The following is a 16937-nucleotide window of genomic DNA, read 5'->3' on the forward strand; positions in this document are numbered from 1 at the left end:
GGGGTATTTCACTACGCTTAATTTTGCCCGGAGCAACATGAACACATATTCCGTTTCCCGTCTGGCGCTGGCGCTGGCCTTCGGCGTGACGCTGTCCGCCTGTAGCTCGACGCCTGCCGATCAACAGCCCTCAACGCAGACTGCACCGGGCACCACCGCGCGTCCCATTCTGAACGCCGATGAAGCGAAAAACTTTACCCAGGCGGCCTATTTCCAGTCGCTGACCCCCAATGCCGCGGCCTGGACGCCGTCCGCCATCAGCCTGCCGGCGCAGCCTGACTTTATCGTCGGCCCGGCGGGAACCCAGGGCGTGACGCATACCACCGTCCAGGCGGCGGTGGATGCGGCGATTGCCCGCCACTCTAACCGTCGTCTGTTTATCGCCATCATGCCGGGCGAATACCCGGGCACCGTCTACGTTCCGGCGGCGCCGGGCGCCCTGACCCTGTATGGTACCGGCGATAAACCGATCGACGTGAAGATCAGCGAAGCCATTGATTCCGAAATGGATCGCAACACCTGGCGTCGTCTGGTCAATCCGGGTGGCAAATACATGCCGGGCAAACCAGCGTGGTATATGTTCGACAGCTGCCAGAGCAAATCCACCGCCACCGTCGGCGTGATGTGCTCCGCGGTCTTCTGGTCGCAGAATAACGGCCTGCAGCTGCAGAACCTGACCATCGCCAACAACCTGGGCGACAGCGTCGATGCCGGCACCCACCAGGCCGTTGCCCTGCGCAGCGATGGCGACCAGGTGCAGATCGATAAAGTGAACATTCTTGGTCGCCAGAACACCTTCTTCGTGACCAACAGCGGCGTGCAGAACCGTCTGCAGGACAACCGTCAGACCCGCACCCTGGTGACGAACAGCTATATTGAAGGCGACGTGGATATCGTTTCTGGCCGCGGCGCCGTGGTGTTTGATAACACCGACTTCCGCGTGGTGAACTCGCGTACTCAGAAAGAAGCCTACGTCTTCGCGCCGGCCACCCTGAAGAGCATGACCTACGGCTTCCTGGCGACCAACAGCCGCTTCACCGCCTCCGGGGATAACGTCGCGCAGCTCGGCCGCGCGCTGGACGTTGACGGTAACAGCAACGGCCAGGTCGTGATCCGCGACAGCGCCATCAATGAAGGCTTTAACATCGCCCAGCCGTGGGCGGCGGCGGTAGGCTCCGGCCGTCCGTTCAGCGGCAACACCGGCAGCGCGGATGACAAAGGCAATCTGCAGCGCAACCTCAACGACAACGGCTTCAACCGTATGTGGGAATATAACAACCGCGGCGTGGGAAGCAGCGTGGTCGCCGAGCCGAAACAATAAATCGCGATACCGGCACAGCACAATAAAAAGAGGGGGCGATGCCCCCTCTTTCCTTTTTCGTTCAACGCTTCACGCCGTCAGGCGGTTCGCCATTTGCGGGTCAGCGGTTTTTCCAGCTCCACAATCAGGAACATGGCGAAGCCGATGATAAAGGTGATCACCCAGTAGCGGAACGGCAGCCCGGTGGTGCCGAACAGCATCTGCATAAACGGCGCATAGATAATCAGCAGCTGCAGCACCAGCAGCACGCCGCTGACGATCCAGATCCCTTTGTTAGCCAGCAGACCTTTGGTCAACGAGAAACCATCCGACACGCGGCAGTTCAGCATATAGAACCACTGGGCGGTGACCAGAGTCTGCAACAGCACGGTACGGATAAACTCCGGCGAATAGCCGCGGGGCTGCAGCCAGGCTTCGAGAATAAAAGCGCTGACCGCAATCATCGACCCCACAAACGCCACGCGCCAGATGGCAAAGCCGTCCATCACGTGCAGTTTCGGGTCGCGCGGCGGCCGCCGCATAATATTTTTCTCACCGGCTTCAAACGCCAGACCAAACGACAGCGTGGCGGAGGTGGCCATGTTCATCCACAGGATCAGCACCGGCGTCAGCGGCAGTACGTTGCCCGCCAGCAGCGCGATCACGATCAGTAACCCCTGCGCAAGGTTGGTCGGCATGACAAAAAGAATGGTTTTTTTCAGGTTGTCATACACCCGGCGCCCCTCGCGGACCGCGCTGGCGATGGTGGCGAAGTTGTCATCGGTCAGCACCATATCGGCGGCTTCCTTGGTCACCTCGGTCCCCTTGATCCCCATCGCCACGCCGACGTCAGCCTGCTTCAGCGCCGGGGCATCGTTCACCCCGTCTCCGGTCATGCCGACAATCTCTTTCTTGCTCTGTAGAGCCTGCACCAGACGGAACTTATCTTCCGGGCTGGTGCGGGCGAAGATATCGAACTGCTGCGCGGCCACGCTCAGCTGCGCGTCGTCCATCACCTCCAGCTCGCGCCCTGTAATGGCGTTCCCCGCATTGCCAATCCCCAGCATTTTGCCGATGCTCATCGCCGTTTGCGGGTGGTCGCCGGTGATCATCTTCACGCGGATCCCGGCCTGCAGGCAGTCGGCAATCGCCGTGATCGCTTCCGGACGCGGCGGATCCATCATCCCGGCAACCCCTAATAAAATGACCCCCTGCTGCAGATCCTGATGGGTCAGCTCGGTCTGGCCTGCGGCAGCCGGCTTCCAGGCCGCGGCCACCATTCGCAGCCCCTCCCGGGCGTACTCTTCAATTTTGCTTTCCCAGTACGGGAGATCCAGCGGCTGCAACCCGCTGTCGCTCTGCTGATACTGGCACAGGCGGAACAGAACATCCGGCGCGCCGGTGACCAGCACCACCTCCTCTTCGCCCAGCCGGTAAAGCGTCGACATGTATTTATATTGCGAATCAAAAGGAATTTTACTGCGCAACTCGCTGGGCTGCGGCGACAGGGTTATCTTCGCCGCCAGCACCTTCAATGCCCCCTCGGTGGGGCCGCCAGTGATTTTCCACAGCCCGCTTTCCTCTTTGATAAGCTGGCTGTCGTTACACAGATCGATGGTGCGCAGATAGCGCTCAAGAAGCGATCCTGGCGCCACCGCAACCGGCGACGGGTCGTCGATAGCATGGATTTTACCGACCGGCTCATAGCTGTCCCCTTCCACCCGATAGACGCTGTCCGCGGTGATCACCGCCTTCACCGTCATTTCGTTCATGGTCAGGGTCCCGGTTTTATCCGAACAGATAACGGTCATCGCGCCGAGGGTTTCTACCGTCGGCAGCTTGCGGATAATCGCTTTCTGGCGGGCCATCGCCTGCACGCCGAGCGACAGAATAATCGAGATAATCGCCGGCAACCCTTCCGGGACCGAGGCCACCGCGAGGCTAATCAACGACAGCATCAGTTCGGAGACCGGCATATCACGGAACAGCAGGCTAAAGACGAACAGCGCCGCCATCATCACCAGAATCAGGATGAAGATGGCTTTGCCCAGCTTGTCCATCTGCACCAGCAGCGGCGTGCGGTGCTTCTCAATGCCCGCCATCATTTGGTTGATGTGGCCCAGCTCGGTATCGCCGCCGGTGGCCACCACGATCCCTTTCCCCGCCCCTGAGCTGACGGTGGTCCCGGAAAACAACAGGTTGCTGCGATCGCCAAGCGGTAAATCGCCGCTTAGCGGCTCGGTGGTTTTTTCCACCACCGTCGACTCGCCGGTGAGGATCGCCTCTTCCACCCGCAGGTTGTGCGCCTCAATCACCCGTAAATCGGCGGGGATACGGTCGCCGGCGCGGATCACCACGATATCGCCGGGTACCAGCGAGGTGGTGGGGATGGTTTCATGGTTGCCCTGTCGGATCACCACCGCCTCGCTGGACAGCATATTGCGGATACTCTGCAGCGATTTTTCCGCATTACTCTCCTGAATGAAGCCGATCAGCGCATTGACCACCGCCACCGCGAGGATCACTGACATGTCGATCCAGTGGCCCATTACCGCCTTCAGCAGCGCCGCCGCCAGCAGAACGTAGATCAGCACATCGTTAAAATGCACAATAAAACGCAGCCAGGCGGGTTTACCCGGCTTCTGCGGCAGGGCGTTTTCGCCATACTGCTGCAGGCGCGTGGCCGCCTCTGTTCCGCTAATCCCGTCCGGCGAACTCTGTACGCTGGCGAGCGTCTCCTCGACGGAGCGCTGATAATAGGGCGCCCCCGGTTTATCTGTATTCATACTCTCTCCCTCGATTTCTGAAGCGGAAGTCAGGACGACATCCCGCCGTCATCAGCGCACAACGAAAACCGGTACATGGGCATAGCGCACGATATTGGCCGCTTCCGAGCCCAGCAGGTGAGTCTGAATCCCCGGATTGCGCGAACCGACAATCACCACGTCCGCTTGTAGCTCATCGGCCAGAGCAATCACTTGATCGCGAACATTGCCACTGCGCACATAAAGATGGCTGGCGTCTTCCGCAAGGCCATTTTTTTTGACCAGCTCAGTCAGTTTTTCCTTAGCGGTATTAATCAAATGGTCTTCCATCTTTCGCGCATCAGAGATAAATCCGCGCGTTAACACCGGAGAGAATGCCGGAATGACATGGACAAGATGAATTTGCCCGGAAGAATGCTGGGCGAGGAATTTCGCATGAGAGAGGGCTTTGTCGGCCAGGCCTGCATCAAACACGTCAACGGGAACAACGATATTTTTATACATGAGATAATCCTTTTATTACCAATACAATGCGTAGTGATGAATAACCCCATACTTGGGGAGGAACGAAATCTCAACAACAGAAGCGGCGAGCGGAATAGATGTTATTAAACGTAGCACAGGAAAATTAACATTAGAAAATGACGGATTAATAGACTGAAAAATATTATAAAAACCATATATTCCCTGCAGATCTCCTGCGTTTTCCCCAACAGTGCCGCTGCCGCTCGCGGTATGCTCTTTTTTAACACTTCACCTTTTCTCCGACTATGCTGATTACAAGCAGGAGTGCCGCTCCGAATGTCCGGTGGTCACCGTGGGGGCCGAATTAAATGACATTCGCGGTTCGGGTGGGAGTAAAGGGAGAAAATCATGTTTGGTTATAGCCTGTTACGTCTGGGATTATTTGTCGCGCTGGCCATTGTCGCCTGCACGCTGGTGGGACTATTCACCTATCTGGTTGTCGCCGCCCTCGCCGAATAAGCGTGCGCCGCGTAATAAAAATGTAAAATAAATCCTGAATCTGAGGGGAATACTGTGAACCGTTATTTTTCTCTCATCCCGGTTGTTATTTTATTTACAACCGCTTGCGATCAGAAATCGCCGTCCGTCGAGTCCGCCCCGCGCATGGTCAAGGTGGCGCAGGTGACCGCCGTGGGCAATACCCAGCAGCGAACATTTCCGGCACGTATCGAGTCTGGCGACTCCACCGAGCTGTCGTTTAAGCGGGGGGGCCAGGTGGAATCGCTGGATATTCGCCAGGGGGCGACCATCGCCCAGGGGCAAACGCTGGCGCGCCTGAATGCCCGCGAGGCCCAACAGCGGGTCAATGAACGACAAACGGCGGCTACGCTCGCCCAGCGTCAGTTTGATCGCTTCCAAACCCTGGCGGGACGTCAGGCGATTTCCCAGGCGGAGATGGACGTGCAGCGCGCCAATCGCGATGCCGCCAACGCGGCCTTAAAAATCGCCCGTGAAGAGCTGGCGCAAATGAGCCTCACCGCGCCCTTCGGCGGGATTGCCGCCGGCGTGCATATCCGCAACCATCAGGTGGTCGCCGCCGGCCAGCCGGTGATCACCCTGACGCGTACCGACCTGCTGGATGTGGTCTTCAGCATTCCCGAAAATCTGTTCACCTCCCTGGATATCCGCAATACCGCCTACCGCCCCGTCGTCAGGATCAATACCCTGCCGGGCCGCGAATTTACGGCGGAATACAAAGAGCATACCGGCAGCAGCGACAACAGCACCCTTACCTGGCAGATCATTTTAACCATGCCGCGGCCGGATGATTTTCCCACCGTCGGCGGGGTCAGCGGCACCGTGACGGTCAATCTCGGCAATTTACCGGCCAGCGCCGGAAGGGAAACGCTTATGGTGCCGGTAGAGGCGGTGTTTAACCCGGATAACCGGCCGAAGAATGAACCGGTCGTCTGGGTGGTAAAAGGCGACAACGCGCATCGGTTTCTTGAGGAGCGCAAGGTCACGGTCGGCGAGGTGACCTCGCAGGGAGTGGCCATCACCGACGGTCTCCGCGCGGGTGAAGAGGTGGTCGCGGCGGGCGTGAGCGAGCTGCATGCCGGGCAGCCGGTGCGGATCTGGACGCGTGAACGAGGATTATAAATGGACATTTCCCGTCAGTTTATTAATAACCCGACCCGCGTCTGGTTAGCCATTCTGCTGCTGGGGGTGGGTGGTCTGTTCGCCCTGCTCAATATCGGCCGTCTGGAAGATCCTGCCTTCACCATTAAAACGGCGGTGATCGTGACCCACTACCCGGGCGCGTCCGCTCAACAGGTGGAGGAGGAGGTGACCCTGCCGCTGGAAAACGCGATTCAGCAGCTTCCCTCACTGGATAACGTCAGCTCCATCTCCTCAAATGGCTTATCGCAAATTACGGTGAATATCGCTTCGCAGTACCATTCCAGCGAGCTGCCGCAAATCTGGGATGAGCTACGTCGCCGCGTCGGTGACGCCAGCCGACTTTTCCCCCCTGGCGTAGTGACCCCCTTCGTCAACGATGACTTTGGCGATGTGTTTGGCTTTTTCTTCGCTATCTCGGGCGACAGTTTTACCAACCCCGAGCTGGTGCGCTATGCCGAACAGCTGCGTCGGGAGCTGGTGCTGGTTCCTGGGGTCGGTAAAGTCGCTATCGGCGGCGTCATTCCGCAACAGATCAATGTTGATATCTCGCTGGCGAAAATGGCGGCGCGCGGGATCACGCTCAACCAGCTCGCCGCTATCCTGACCCGGCTCAACGTGGTGTCCAGCGCCGGAGAGATCCGCGTTGGCAGCGAATCGATCCGCCTACACCCCACCGGGGAGTTTCAGAGCATCGATGAACTGGGGGATCTGCTGGTCAGCCCTCACGGCGCCAGCGCCACCACTCGACTGCGGGATATTGCCACGCTGTCGCGCGGGCTGACTGACTCGCCGTCCAGTATTTATCATGCCAACGGCCGCCAGGCGGTGACCATGGGGGTCTCTTTTATTCCTGGCGTCAACGTCATTGACGTCGGGCACGCCCTTGAAGCCCGCCTCCAGCAGATGGCCGCCGACAAACCGGCGGGTATCGACATCGCCATTTTTTACGATCAGGCGGCTGAGGTCGCCCACTCGGTCAATGGCTTTATTACCAACTTCCTGATGGCCCTGGCGATCGTGGTCGGCGTGCTGCTGGTGTTCATGGGAGTACGCAGCGGGATCATTATCGCCCTGTCGCTGGCGCTCAACGTCCTCGGCACCCTGCTTATCATGTTTGTCTGGGGGATCGAGTTACAGCGGATCTCCCTCGGGGCGCTGATCATCGCCCTGAGTATGCTGGTGGATAATGCCATTGTCATTGTCGAAGGGGTGCTGATCGCCCGCCATCAAGGATCGCCGCTGCTGGGCGCCATTAACTATGTGATCCGCCGCTCCGCCCTGCCGCTGCTCGGCGCCACGGTCATCGCCATCCTCGCCTTCGCGCCGATTGGCCTCTCGCAGGACTCCACCGGAGAGTATTGCAAATCCCTGTTCCAGGTGCTGCTGATCTCCCTGATGCTCAGCTGGTTCTCCGCCCTGACCATCACTCCGGTGCTCATTAAGTGGTGGTTGTTTAAACACGCCCCGCCGGCCGCCGCGCCGGCGGAGAAAGCCGATCCCTACCGCGGCCGCTTTTACCGTGGCTATCAGCAGACGCTGCGAATACTGCTGCAGCAAAAGACCCTGACCCTGGTGCTGATGGGCGCCCTGCTGGCCGCGGCGATCTGGGGCTTCACCTTCGTGCGGCAGAATTTCTTTCCGTCATCGAATACGCCCATTTTCTTTGTCGACCTGTGGCTGCCCTACGGTACCGATATTAACGCCACCGAGCAGATGACCCGCGATATTGAGCGGTCGATCGCCGGCCAGCCGGGGGTGGTCACCACCGTCGCCACCATTGGCCAGGGCAGTATGCGTTTTATTCTTACCTACAGCGGTCAGCGGCAGTACAGCAACTACGCGCAGATTATGGTGCGGATGGACGACCAGCGCGGCATCGCCCCCGTCACCCGCCACGTCGAAACCTGGATCGCCAGAAACTACCCGCAGGTGAACGCCAGCACCAAACGCATTATGTTCGGCCCCTCCGGGGATAGCGCGATTGAAGTGCGCATTAAGGGCCCTGACCCGGATACGCTGCGCGCGCTGGCCAGTCAGGTGAGCGATATTCTCGCTGAGGATCCGGCGACCGACAGCGTGCGTAACGACTGGCAGAACCGCAGCAAGGTGATCCGCCCGCAGTACTCCCTAGCGCTGGGGCGCGAACTGGGGGTGGATAAACAGGACATTGATAACGCGCTGGAGATGAATTTCTCCGGCAGTCGCGCCGGGTTATATCGCGAGGGCGCCGATCTGCTGCCAGTGATCGTCCGGCCGCCGGCAGCGGAGCGACAGGATGCCAACCATCTGCATAACGTGCTGGTCTGGAGCCAGAGCCGCCAGCAGTATATCCCGTTGAGTAACGTCATCCATGGCTTCTCCCTGGAGTGGGAAGATCCATTAATTCTCCGCCGGGATCGCACCCGGGTGCTGACGGTCCAGACCGATCCCAGCCCGCAAAGCGGCCAAACCTCGGGTGATATTCTCGCCCGGGTGAAACCGCGCATTGACGCATTGACGCTGCCGCATGGCTATCGCATCGAATGGGGCGGCGATGCCGAGAACTCCAGTGAAGCACAGCAAGGGCTGTTCACGACCCTGCCGCTTGGCTATCTGGTGATGTTTATCATTACGGTGCTGATGTTCAGTTCGCTGAAAAACGCTGTCGCCATCTGGCTGACCGTCCCGCTGGCGCTGATCGGCGTCACGCCCGGCTTTTTGCTGACCGGCATCCCCTTCGGCTTTATGGCCTTAATCGGCCTTCTCAGCCTCAGCGGCATGCTGATCCGCAACGGCATTGTGCTGGTGGAAGAGATAGAGCAACAAAAACAGGAGAAAGATCAACGACAAGCGATCATTGATGCGGCAACATCTCGTCTGCGGCCGATCCTGCTGACCGCCTTCACCACCGTGCTTGGCCTTGCCCCGCTGCTGCGCGATGTTTTTTTCCAGAGTATGGCAGTGGTGATTATGTTCGGTCTGGCCTTCGCCACCGTGCTGACGTTGCTGGTTCTGCCGGTGATTTACGCCTGCTTTCACCATAAGGATATGACGCCTCAACGATGAACAGTACCGGTCTGAGCATTATTAAGACACTCGGCTGTATGACAGCGGTGACTTTTTTCACCATCTATAACACCTGGGATCGCTTTGATTATGACTATCACTGGATCCTCGGGCTGCTGACCTTTGTCTCGACCATCGCCACGCCGCTGTTTTTTGTGGTGGCCGGCTATCTTGATGCGCAAACGCGACACGACGCCAACTGGCAAATTGGCAAAATTAAAAGCGTGGTGATCGTCTTTCTGTTTTGGGTGACGGTCTATTATGTCTGGGAGCCTTACCAGCGCGGCTATCTGATCCAGCCCTGGTTTATTTTCGCCCTGATTGTCATCTATACCTTCCATCCCCTGATTGCCTGGCTCAGCCAGCGGCGCGGTCTGTTTTTCTCCGTGGTCCTGACGCTACTGTGCTGCTCTTATGGTTACGACCTGCTCTCGGTGCTCTACCCGGAAAGACATCTTTTCAGCCTGGCGCCGCAGTATCGTCTGTGGACGTGGCTACTTTTTTATTTAACCGGGCAGTTGTTTAACGATCCGCGGGTCACGGAGTGGATACGCGACCCGCGGGTGATTAAAGCCGCCATTATCGCCCTGCCCTTTGTCTATTTATTTACCTGGTTTTATGAACGCCACTTTTTCTTCGCGCTGTTTAAAGCCGATCGCAATGCGTTCATTCTCACGGGGTCGCAGATTTATATTCTGATCGTCCTGCTGGTGATCGCCGCTAACGCCGTGCAGTTTAAAAAGAACCGCGAGCTGAAGGAGGCCGTGCTGGCGACGGTTAGCAAAGCGATGACCGGGGTCTATATTTTGCACTACTCCGTTTTTCACCTGCTGGTGATGCTGATCCCTATTCACTCGTTAGCCACCAAGCTGGGAGTGATTGCCCTAACGTTTGTCCTGTCGGTGCTCATTTCCCTCGCCGCGCTCTCCAGTACGCTGCTCAGGAAGGTGATAACCCTGTAACAAACGACGCGGCAACTTAGCGGAAGCTCCACTGGATGCTGATCACAAACACGCTGGGAATAATAATGCCGCTCTCAAGGGCGAAATAGTCGGTAAAGTTGTACTGGATAGCATGGTAGATATAGGGTGAAAAGCCGATCCCGGTGGCGTCCTTAAAATCTTTATAGGAGCCATGATCGCCGCAATGCTCGAAGGCGTCGAAGAAGAATTCGCCGGTATAGCCGTAAACGCCTTTGAAGGTCCACCCGCTGCCGTTGTGGTACCAGTCTCTTCTCACCCCCAGCGCCAGACAGCGATCGTCGAAACTGTTATTCATGGTGCCAATCAGCAGGCTGTATTTCGAGTCGGCAGAGAATTTCCGCTCCACCGAGAAAAAGTGGTTCTCGAAATTCTCAGTATATTGACCGTGATTATTGGTCAGATGGTAAACATAGGAACCGGTATTCACCGAATAGAGGTTAATCTCTTTCGACTGCGCGAAAGTCGCTAACCCGGCCAGGAGCATCACGCTTTTACCGCGCATTTCCCCTCCTCACACCTCAACGCCTGTCTATAGACAGACTGCCTTTGCCGTATTTACCGGTCGTGACAGAGGTAAAAGACCCGACAGGGAAATGGGAGAAAGATAACGATGCCGAACCATCGCATCGCTAGTAAAAAGCGTAGCACACGCCTTATCCGCCAACAAACCGACCGAAGCGTTAACGAAATGGCCGATGTGTTGCTCTTTACCTGATTGTGCAAAAAACAGACAAAACCTCACCTGATATCCGCTATGATCAGCGTCCGACGCGGAAGAAAGCCACCTGTCGACGACAGAGTTGCTGTGTACCCCTTCCTGCGTCGGCGCGATTTCATCCAACACGCCAGCCAGCACAATACCTTCCCATTGAGCTCACGCCTGTCGTCAGCCTCTTCCCGCTAGTTTTACAGGTGGATCCTGCACAAACCGGCTTTTATGTACAAGTTATGCAAGCAATTAAACTATTTAAAATCAATAACTAAAAACACAAACTAAAAATCAGCCGTTCTGTTGTACATATAGTTCTGAAAAAAGTTGTACATAATGGGATCACCGTCTATAGTTTGGAGTGTTAACTGCTTGTTGCGCAACGAAGCGGGGATGTTTAACGGTGGCGCGGCAAGTCAGGCGGTGGTTCCTGGTTTTGCATTTCCTGTTCGTGACTTGGCGCGTACCGATGGTACGTAGCGACTTTTATTGTCAGTTTGCGTTATACGTGGGAGAGTTCGAGCTATGCATATTAAAAATACCATTCCAGCAGAGTTTGTCTTCAATTCGGCCCTGATGAAGAATATTGAAAATACGCTCATTAAGCAGCACAGAACGATAAATAATGAGCGGATGATTACGGAAATTCAGCATCGCCTGAAAACGGAAAGTAATGAAATACTCTCCGACCTCTATTTGCAGGCGCTGGATATGCTGTACAGCAAACCTCATCATTAATTAAACTCGCGGAGCTGGCAGCAGGCTTAAGCCTGCGGTGCCGGCACGCCTGGGTCTCTATCGGCTAACTGAGGCAAATAAAATGTCACACCATAATACCTGCTATCGTACTGAACATTACGATCTGTGGTTTGATAATCGTTTTCTTCTCTATGGGATGTCGCTGATCCTGAATAGTCTGCCGGCATCTTACTTTCGCAAAAAACACGTTTTCTTTACCAGCGACAATTATTTCGCGGTACTGCAGCACAACTATAATCGTCGGGATACGTTATTTATTCTGTTAACCGAAGGCAACGATCTTAATTTTCTTAGTGAACTGCCTATGCTGCGCTTACCGGCCAATTCAACGCCGGAAGAGTTAAAGATATTTCTGCACCAGCCAACCCGCTACTATAAAACCCACCCGGCGCCGGGCGCCTCGGTGCAGTTTACCGAGCGGGAAAAGAAAGTGATTCAACTTATCAGCAATGGCGAAGCGGTCGCCAGCATTGGCCGGTCGCTGAATCTGCATATTAAAACCATTTATCAGATCCGGCTGAATCTGATTAAAAAGCTCGGCTGTAGCGGTAGGACCGATTTTTTTAATATCAGCCGCAGCGAAACCTTTAAATCCTGGAGCCAGATCCACCTGTAACCCGGCGCGTTAGCCCCGGTCTGCTTTGCGGATCGGGGCGATTAATTATTACCGTGAAAATGGATGCTGAAGCCCTGCTCCTGCCAGTGGCTGAGCAGCTCTTCCTGGAGAGGGGTGGCGGCGCGTCCGGTCCAGACGAAGATATGCTGCCCGGGGAACAGCTCGGGCCGCGGCGACTCCAGCGGTTCGGCGAGGACGTTGACGTGCCAGCCGCGCTGGGAAAGACGCCATGCCTCCAGCCACAGACGCGTCCTGTCCTCATTGCTCCAGCCCACCAGCAGCGTCTCCCTGCCGTTCTTTTTACGCGCTTCGGCGAGAAACAGCGCCACGCAGTCAATCAGCAGACCATCCAGCAAACTACTAATCACCAGAGAGGTATTCTGATCGAGCTTTAGACGCTGACGTACCGGCACTAACAGGCTGTCGATGAGCGTGTCGACGGGGTGTTGATGGCTTAGCGCCAGTAATTTGGCACGGATTCTGGCGGGCTGCATATAACGCAGAATGGACATCATCTCTTCCTGAAGATGCGCGGATTCGTCGCGCGCCGCCGGCAGGTTACCCTCCAGCAGCGCTTTGACTTTCCCGACAGATACGCCGCGCTCGATCCAGCGCTTGATCTCTTCAATGCGCAGGATATCTTCTTCATCAAACTGCCGATGCCCGCCTTCGCTACGCTGCGGTTTCAGTAGACCGTAACGACGCTGCCAGGCGCGCAGTGTGACCGGATTGATTCCGCAACGTTCGGCGACTTCACCGATACTGTAAAACGCCATAGCAGCCTCACATCAACCTGATACTTTAATACCTAAACTAACGAATTCAGGCATCCTGTACAACTCTATTTTCTTGTACAGATAAAGATAACAGGTTGTGGCTCACAGCGCTTGGGAAAAAGATGAAAAAATAGTTGGCTGATTTCGCGGTGGATTATTTTTTTTCCGGCCAGGCGACGGCGGGTAAGCCCCCCAGGCGCGCGCTGGCGAACAAATTCCCCTGAAACTGCGAAATACCGGCTGATTCCAGCCACATCCACTCTTCAGCACGCTCAACGCCGACGGCAGAGACCGCAATCTCCAGCGAAAAACAGCATTTGATAATCGCCTGTACAATTGACTGACGCGGTCCATCCTGGTGGATATTGCGGATCAGCTCATGGTCGATTTTAATTCTGTCGGGCTGGTATTGCGCCAGCAGCGACAGCCCGGCAAACCCTGCGCCGAAGTGATCGATGGCAAGATTGATGCCCGCCCCTTTTAGCTTTCGCACCGCATCGGTAAAATCATCCATCCGCGAAATCACTTCCCGTTCGGTAAACTCGACAATAATCTGTTCAGGAATAAGATCATTACGCTGAATTTGATCGAGCAGGAAACCCACCGCGTTCGGCGCTTTAACCAGCGTCATCGGCAGTAAATTAATACTTAACGCCTTATTGCGTAAGCCTAATTTCCCGGCCAGCGACAGCGCGACGCGTTTACTGTGCAGATCGGCGAGATAAATATCGTCCCCGGAAAGCCCGGCAAAATAGGCGCCAGGCGACTGGCCGTCCGGTGTGCGTAACAGCGCTTCCCACGAAATAATTTCGCAGGCGAAAGGGTCGACGATCGGCTGGAAGGCAAAGGACCAGCTTTCCTTATTGTCAATTATCGGCGTATCAGGATAGAAAGTATTCTGATCGGGGATAAATACCCAGCTGTCAGCGGAAGGAATCTCAAAATAGTTCGCTTTTTCCGTTGATTCGACAAAGGTGCGGAAAAATTGCAGTGCCCGGTCGTCATAGGTGAGCTGATATTTTGTGGTCCCGCGGTCCATCACCGTCTGCAGCACCTCCTCGCGATCATGTTCCCGTAAATCAAACAGTTCCATACCGACCTTACCGAAACGGCGGGACGGCGCATAATCGCACAGAAGCTCTACCAGGTTATAATGGCGGGGATCGCGGCAAATATGCTGATAAATATCCTGAACCTTTTCTTCAGGCCCCTCAATGAGTTGAAAAAAATGCGTCCCGTTAAAAAGTAAAATACCGGTGACGTCCGCCTGCCCATTTCTTTCGTTTGCCCTGGCAACCATGGCCTCGATCGATTTGAATGAGACATTGTCGCAAATATGGCTGCGATAAATGATGGTGGTTAGCATAGTGATTCCAGATGGGAGGGTAAGCATTCACAGTAGCAGTTATCAGGCTAATCGTCTTGTAAAACTACGTTTTGTCTTAACAAAAAAGATACACTAAAAATCCCTTTTTTGTGCAAGGCTTTTTCATTTTTCTTTTCTTGTACAACGTGCACCGTTAAATCCTACCTTTACAAGCCAAAATCGAACAAAACACATAAAAATAAATTATTAAAAATCAATGATTTAACCATGCCTGAATCATTATTGTTCAACTTTGTGTGTACAGGTTAACAATTATTGTATAAGTTTAATGGCAGTTAACAGATGAGTGAAATGTAAGGAGCAGATATGCAGCAGAATGGTTACATTCCAGATACAGCGAACGCAATTGCCCAGTATTTCAACAAAGCATCGTTACCTTCCCAGCAGGAAACGCTGGGTCAGATTGTGATGGATATTCTCAACGAAGGGCGTCATCTCAACCGCAAGGCGCTGTGCACTAAACTGTTGAGCCGCCTCGATCGGGCCCGTGCCCCCGAGGAAGAGAGTCACTATCAGACCTTAATTGGTCTGCTGTTTGCCGATCAGGAATAACGTCATCGATCGTCGCCTGTTGCAACCGCAGTAGCAGATGAGGGGCGATCGCTTCCATAAACCTGCTGCTGACCTGAATGCCCGTTCGCAGATTCAGGGAGAGAGTGGCATGCAGTGAGACGGTTATGAATAGCAGTGAAACTGAGGAAATCACCGATGAGATCATCGGCGAGGCGGTACTCGCGCTTCTGAAAACGAATCGCCCTATTACCACCCCGACCCTGCTGGTTCGACTTCGGTTGATGCAGGCGACAGAGTCAGACCGACAGCGAAGAAAGGTCATCGCTGCCGTGATTGAAGAAATTTGCGCGAAGCTTGCCCGTCAGCGGAAGCAAGCGCCTTTGCAGGTAAAGAAAATCAATGGCCGTTGGGAAACCCGAGGATCGCCGGCGCAAAGCGCCATGGCGCCGGAAGGTAAAAAGATCCACTGAGTATCCTAACCGTGGTGAATAACACAGAGTGAGAATGTGATGAGACAGACTATGCATCAGCAACCCGATATTTACGCAGGACTGCAGGACACCGCGCTCTCCGACTATTTCCGTAACGCCGGTGATAAGCTGGTTGATGAGTCCGCCGTGATGTCGCTGGCCATTAACAGTATTCTCCAGTCAGAAGGTCACCTGAACAATAAGGCCATTATTTTATGGCTGATTCAGGCGCTGGAAAGCACCGATGACGTGGTGACCGCAGACGTGATCCGTAAAACGCTGGAGATTGTCGTCGGCTACACCATGGACGATATCTAAGGCCGTCACGCTTCAGGCCCGCCAGGGCAACCCCTTTCCGACAGAGCCTGTCCGCTCTGTTAAAAAAAACCTCGCTGACGCGAGGTTTTTTCATTTACGCCTGACGGATCAGTGGGCGTTGACTACCACCCACATCGGCCCCTGCCCGACCGCATAGCGACCTTTCTCCTGCAGCAGCCCCTGCTCGCCGGTAATTTCGTACACCGCGATATGGTGCGACTTCTGCCCGGCGGCAATCAGATACTTACCGCTGTGATCGAGATTAAAGCCGCGCGGCTGGGTTTCGGTCGGCTGATAGCCCTCCACCGCCAGCACGCTGCCATCTTCCGACACGCTGAACACCGTGATGATGCTGGCGGTACGATCGCAGGCGTACAGGTGACGACCGTCCGGAGTGATATGAATATCCGCCGCCCAGCGCACGCCGGTGAAATCAGACGGCATCATATCCAGCGTTTGTACACATTCGATATTGCCATTCGGGTCTTTCAGCTCCCAGACGTCAATTGAGCTGTTTAGCTCATTGACGCAGTAACCATACTGCTGGTTCGGATGGAACACCATGTGGCGCGGACCCGCCCCTTCGACGGTGGTGACTTCCGCTGGCTCCTGGGCGGAGAGGAAACCATCCTCGCTGAGGGTAAACAGACAGATGCGATCCTGCTTCAGCGCCGGCACCCACAGGGTACGATTGTCCGGGGAGATATTGGCCGAGTGGCAGCCTTCCAGCCCGTCCACCACTGTGATGGTTTCGCCCGGCAGACCATCCTGCAGCGGGGTCACGCTGACGCAGCCCTGATTGTAGGAGGCGCTGAAGACAAAGCGACCATGATGATCGGTAGAGATGTGGGTCGGGCTGCCCGGCAGCGCCGCTTCCCCTGCGAAGGTCAACGCCCCGTTATCCGGCGTGATGCGATAAGCTAACACGCGAAACTCCGGACGAACGCCAACGTACAGATACTCCTTATTGGGGCTGACCACCATCGGCTGGACCTGCCCCGGGGCATCAACCACCTGCACCAGCGTCAGTTTGCCGTCCGCTTCAAGACTCCAGACGTGGATTTGCTGGCTTTCCGGGCTGGCGGTATAAACGGTTTGTTTCATGACTACTCCTTCCCTCACTGCACGTGGATTTTTCATTTTCAGGATAA

General features: G+C 55.6%; 15 protein-coding genes. 9 read left to right on the plus strand and 6 right to left on the minus strand.

The genetic code is table 11. From position 1 onward, the window contains the following. Positions 1–37 precede the first annotated feature (37 nt). The gene (locus ACOI6Z_RS09395; RefSeq protein ID WP_065812185.1) at positions 38–1321 is read left to right on the plus strand and encodes a putative acyl-CoA thioester hydrolase; all 1284 of its coding nucleotides are present in this window, start codon (positions 38–40) and stop codon (positions 1319–1321) included. Between the two features lie 77 nt (positions 1322–1398). Here the strand turns inward: ACOI6Z_RS09395 and ACOI6Z_RS09400 are convergent, their stop codons facing one another. Continuing rightward, the gene (locus tag ACOI6Z_RS09400; protein ID WP_050532962.1) at positions 1399–4086 is read right to left on the minus strand and encodes a cation-transporting P-type ATPase; all 2688 of its coding nucleotides are present in this window, start codon (positions 4084–4086) and stop codon (positions 1399–1401) included. A 51-nt stretch (positions 4087–4137) separates the two neighbouring features. Beyond that, positions 4138–4569, minus strand: coding sequence for a universal stress protein (locus ACOI6Z_RS09405; protein WP_023288902.1), 432 nt, complete (start codon positions 4567–4569; stop codon positions 4138–4140). Positions 4570–5103: 534 nt separating this feature from the next. On the opposite strand from ACOI6Z_RS09405, the gene ACOI6Z_RS09410 reads away from it, so the two are divergent. The 3 genes from ACOI6Z_RS09410 to ACOI6Z_RS09420 are packed head-to-tail and all read left to right on the plus strand — an operon-like array spanning position 5104 to position 10217. Next, positions 5104–6189, plus strand: coding sequence for an efflux RND transporter periplasmic adaptor subunit (locus tag ACOI6Z_RS09410; RefSeq protein WP_023288901.1), 1086 nt, complete (start codon positions 5104–5106; stop codon positions 6187–6189). Then, positions 6190–9255, plus strand: a complete 3066-nt coding sequence (locus ACOI6Z_RS09415) for an efflux RND transporter permease subunit (protein ID WP_269135177.1) — start codon at positions 6190–6192, stop codon at positions 9253–9255. A 38-nt stretch (positions 9256–9293) separates the two neighbouring features. Further along, the gene (locus tag ACOI6Z_RS09420; RefSeq protein WP_072199205.1) at positions 9294–10217 is read left to right on the plus strand and encodes an acyltransferase; all 924 of its coding nucleotides are present in this window, start codon (positions 9294–9296) and stop codon (positions 10215–10217) included. 16 nt (positions 10218–10233) lie between these two features. Here ACOI6Z_RS09420 and ACOI6Z_RS09425 read toward each other — a convergent pair whose 3' ends face one another. Beyond that, positions 10234–10740: a hypothetical protein gene (locus tag ACOI6Z_RS09425; protein WP_065812189.1), complete on the minus strand. Its 507-nt coding sequence runs from the start codon at positions 10738–10740 to the stop codon at positions 10234–10236. A 732-nt stretch (positions 10741–11472) separates the two neighbouring features. On the opposite strand from ACOI6Z_RS09425, the gene ACOI6Z_RS09430 reads away from it, so the two are divergent. Both ACOI6Z_RS09430 and ACOI6Z_RS09435 read left to right on the plus strand, forming a co-directional pair. Then, complete coding sequence (locus ACOI6Z_RS09430) at positions 11473–11685, plus strand: biofilm development regulator YmgB/AriR family protein (RefSeq protein ID WP_044521698.1); 213 nt, start codon at positions 11473–11475, stop codon at positions 11683–11685. 82 nt (positions 11686–11767) lie between these two features. Then, entirely contained in the window at positions 11768–12322 is a 555-nt protein-coding gene (locus tag ACOI6Z_RS09435) for a helix-turn-helix transcriptional regulator (protein ID WP_017899620.1), read from the plus strand. Between the two features lie 41 nt (positions 12323–12363). Here the strand turns inward: ACOI6Z_RS09435 and ACOI6Z_RS09440 are convergent, their stop codons facing one another. Next, the gene (locus ACOI6Z_RS09440; protein WP_023288896.1) at positions 12364–13098 is read right to left on the minus strand and encodes a MerR family transcriptional regulator; all 735 of its coding nucleotides are present in this window, start codon (positions 13096–13098) and stop codon (positions 12364–12366) included. Between the two features lie 154 nt (positions 13099–13252). After that, on the minus strand, positions 13253–14464 hold the full coding sequence (locus ACOI6Z_RS09445; protein ID WP_023288895.1) for a diguanylate phosphodiesterase: 1212 nt from the start codon (positions 14462–14464) through the stop codon (positions 13253–13255). A 327-nt stretch (positions 14465–14791) separates the two neighbouring features. On the opposite strand from ACOI6Z_RS09445, the gene ycgZ reads away from it, so the two are divergent. The 3 genes from ycgZ to ACOI6Z_RS09460 all read left to right on the plus strand — a co-directional run bounded on the left by ycgZ (position 14792) and on the right by ACOI6Z_RS09460 (position 15786). After that, complete coding sequence (gene ycgZ / locus ACOI6Z_RS09450) at positions 14792–15037, plus strand: regulatory protein YcgZ (RefSeq protein WP_023288894.1); 246 nt, start codon at positions 14792–14794, stop codon at positions 15035–15037. A gap of 125 nt (positions 15038–15162) precedes the next feature. Beyond that, entirely contained in the window at positions 15163–15468 is a 306-nt protein-coding gene (locus ACOI6Z_RS09455; protein WP_023288893.1) for a hypothetical protein, read from the plus strand. A 51-nt stretch (positions 15469–15519) separates the two neighbouring features. Further along, entirely contained in the window at positions 15520–15786 is a 267-nt protein-coding gene (locus ACOI6Z_RS09460) for a biofilm development regulator YmgB/AriR family protein (protein WP_004886050.1), read from the plus strand. A 108-nt stretch (positions 15787–15894) separates the two neighbouring features. On the opposite strand, the gene pgl is transcribed toward ACOI6Z_RS09460, so the two are convergent. Beyond that, positions 15895–16890 (minus strand): 6-phosphogluconolactonase, encoded by a 996-nt coding sequence (pgl, locus tag ACOI6Z_RS09465; protein WP_023288892.1) that lies wholly within the window; start codon positions 16888–16890, stop codon positions 15895–15897. Positions 16891–16937: the final 47 nt, after the last annotated feature.

Source organism: Klebsiella sp. C239 (assembly GCF_048822715.1).
In the GTDB taxonomy this organism is placed as follows: domain Bacteria; phylum Pseudomonadota; class Gammaproteobacteria; order Enterobacterales; family Enterobacteriaceae; genus Klebsiella; species Klebsiella quasipneumoniae.

Coding starts and splice junctions, on each gene's coding strand:
- ACOI6Z_RS09395 (WP_065812185.1), top strand. CDS start 38: ATGAACACATATTCCGTTTCCCGTCTGGCGCTGGCGCTGGCCTTCGGC.
- ACOI6Z_RS09400 (WP_050532962.1), bottom strand. CDS start 4,086: ATGAATACAGATAAACCGGGGGCGCCCTATTATCAGCGCTCCGTCGAG.
- ACOI6Z_RS09440 (WP_023288896.1), bottom strand. CDS start 13,098: ATGGCGTTTTACAGTATCGGTGAAGTCGCCGAACGTTGCGGAATCAAT.
- ACOI6Z_RS09415 (WP_269135177.1), top strand. CDS start 6,190: ATGGACATTTCCCGTCAGTTTATTAATAACCCGACCCGCGTCTGGTTA.
- ACOI6Z_RS09420 (WP_072199205.1), top strand. CDS start 9,294: ATGACAGCGGTGACTTTTTTCACCATCTATAACACCTGGGATCGCTTT.
- ACOI6Z_RS09435 (WP_017899620.1), top strand. CDS start 11,768: ATGTCACACCATAATACCTGCTATCGTACTGAACATTACGATCTGTGG.
- ACOI6Z_RS09460 (WP_004886050.1), top strand. CDS start 15,520: ATGCATCAGCAACCCGATATTTACGCAGGACTGCAGGACACCGCGCTC.
- ACOI6Z_RS09445 (WP_023288895.1), bottom strand. CDS start 14,464: ATGCTAACCACCATCATTTATCGCAGCCATATTTGCGACAATGTCTCA.
- ACOI6Z_RS09455 (WP_023288893.1), top strand. CDS start 15,163: ATGAATAGCAGTGAAACTGAGGAAATCACCGATGAGATCATCGGCGAG.
- ACOI6Z_RS09425 (WP_065812189.1), bottom strand. CDS start 10,740: ATGCGCGGTAAAAGCGTGATGCTCCTGGCCGGGTTAGCGACTTTCGCG.
- ACOI6Z_RS09405 (WP_023288902.1), bottom strand. CDS start 4,569: ATGTATAAAAATATCGTTGTTCCCGTTGACGTGTTTGATGCAGGCCTG.
- pgl (WP_023288892.1), bottom strand. CDS start 16,890: ATGAAACAAACCGTTTATACCGCCAGCCCGGAAAGCCAGCAAATCCAC.
- ycgZ (WP_023288894.1), top strand. CDS start 14,792: ATGCAGCAGAATGGTTACATTCCAGATACAGCGAACGCAATTGCCCAG.
- ACOI6Z_RS09430 (WP_044521698.1), top strand. CDS start 11,473: ATGCATATTAAAAATACCATTCCAGCAGAGTTTGTCTTCAATTCGGCC.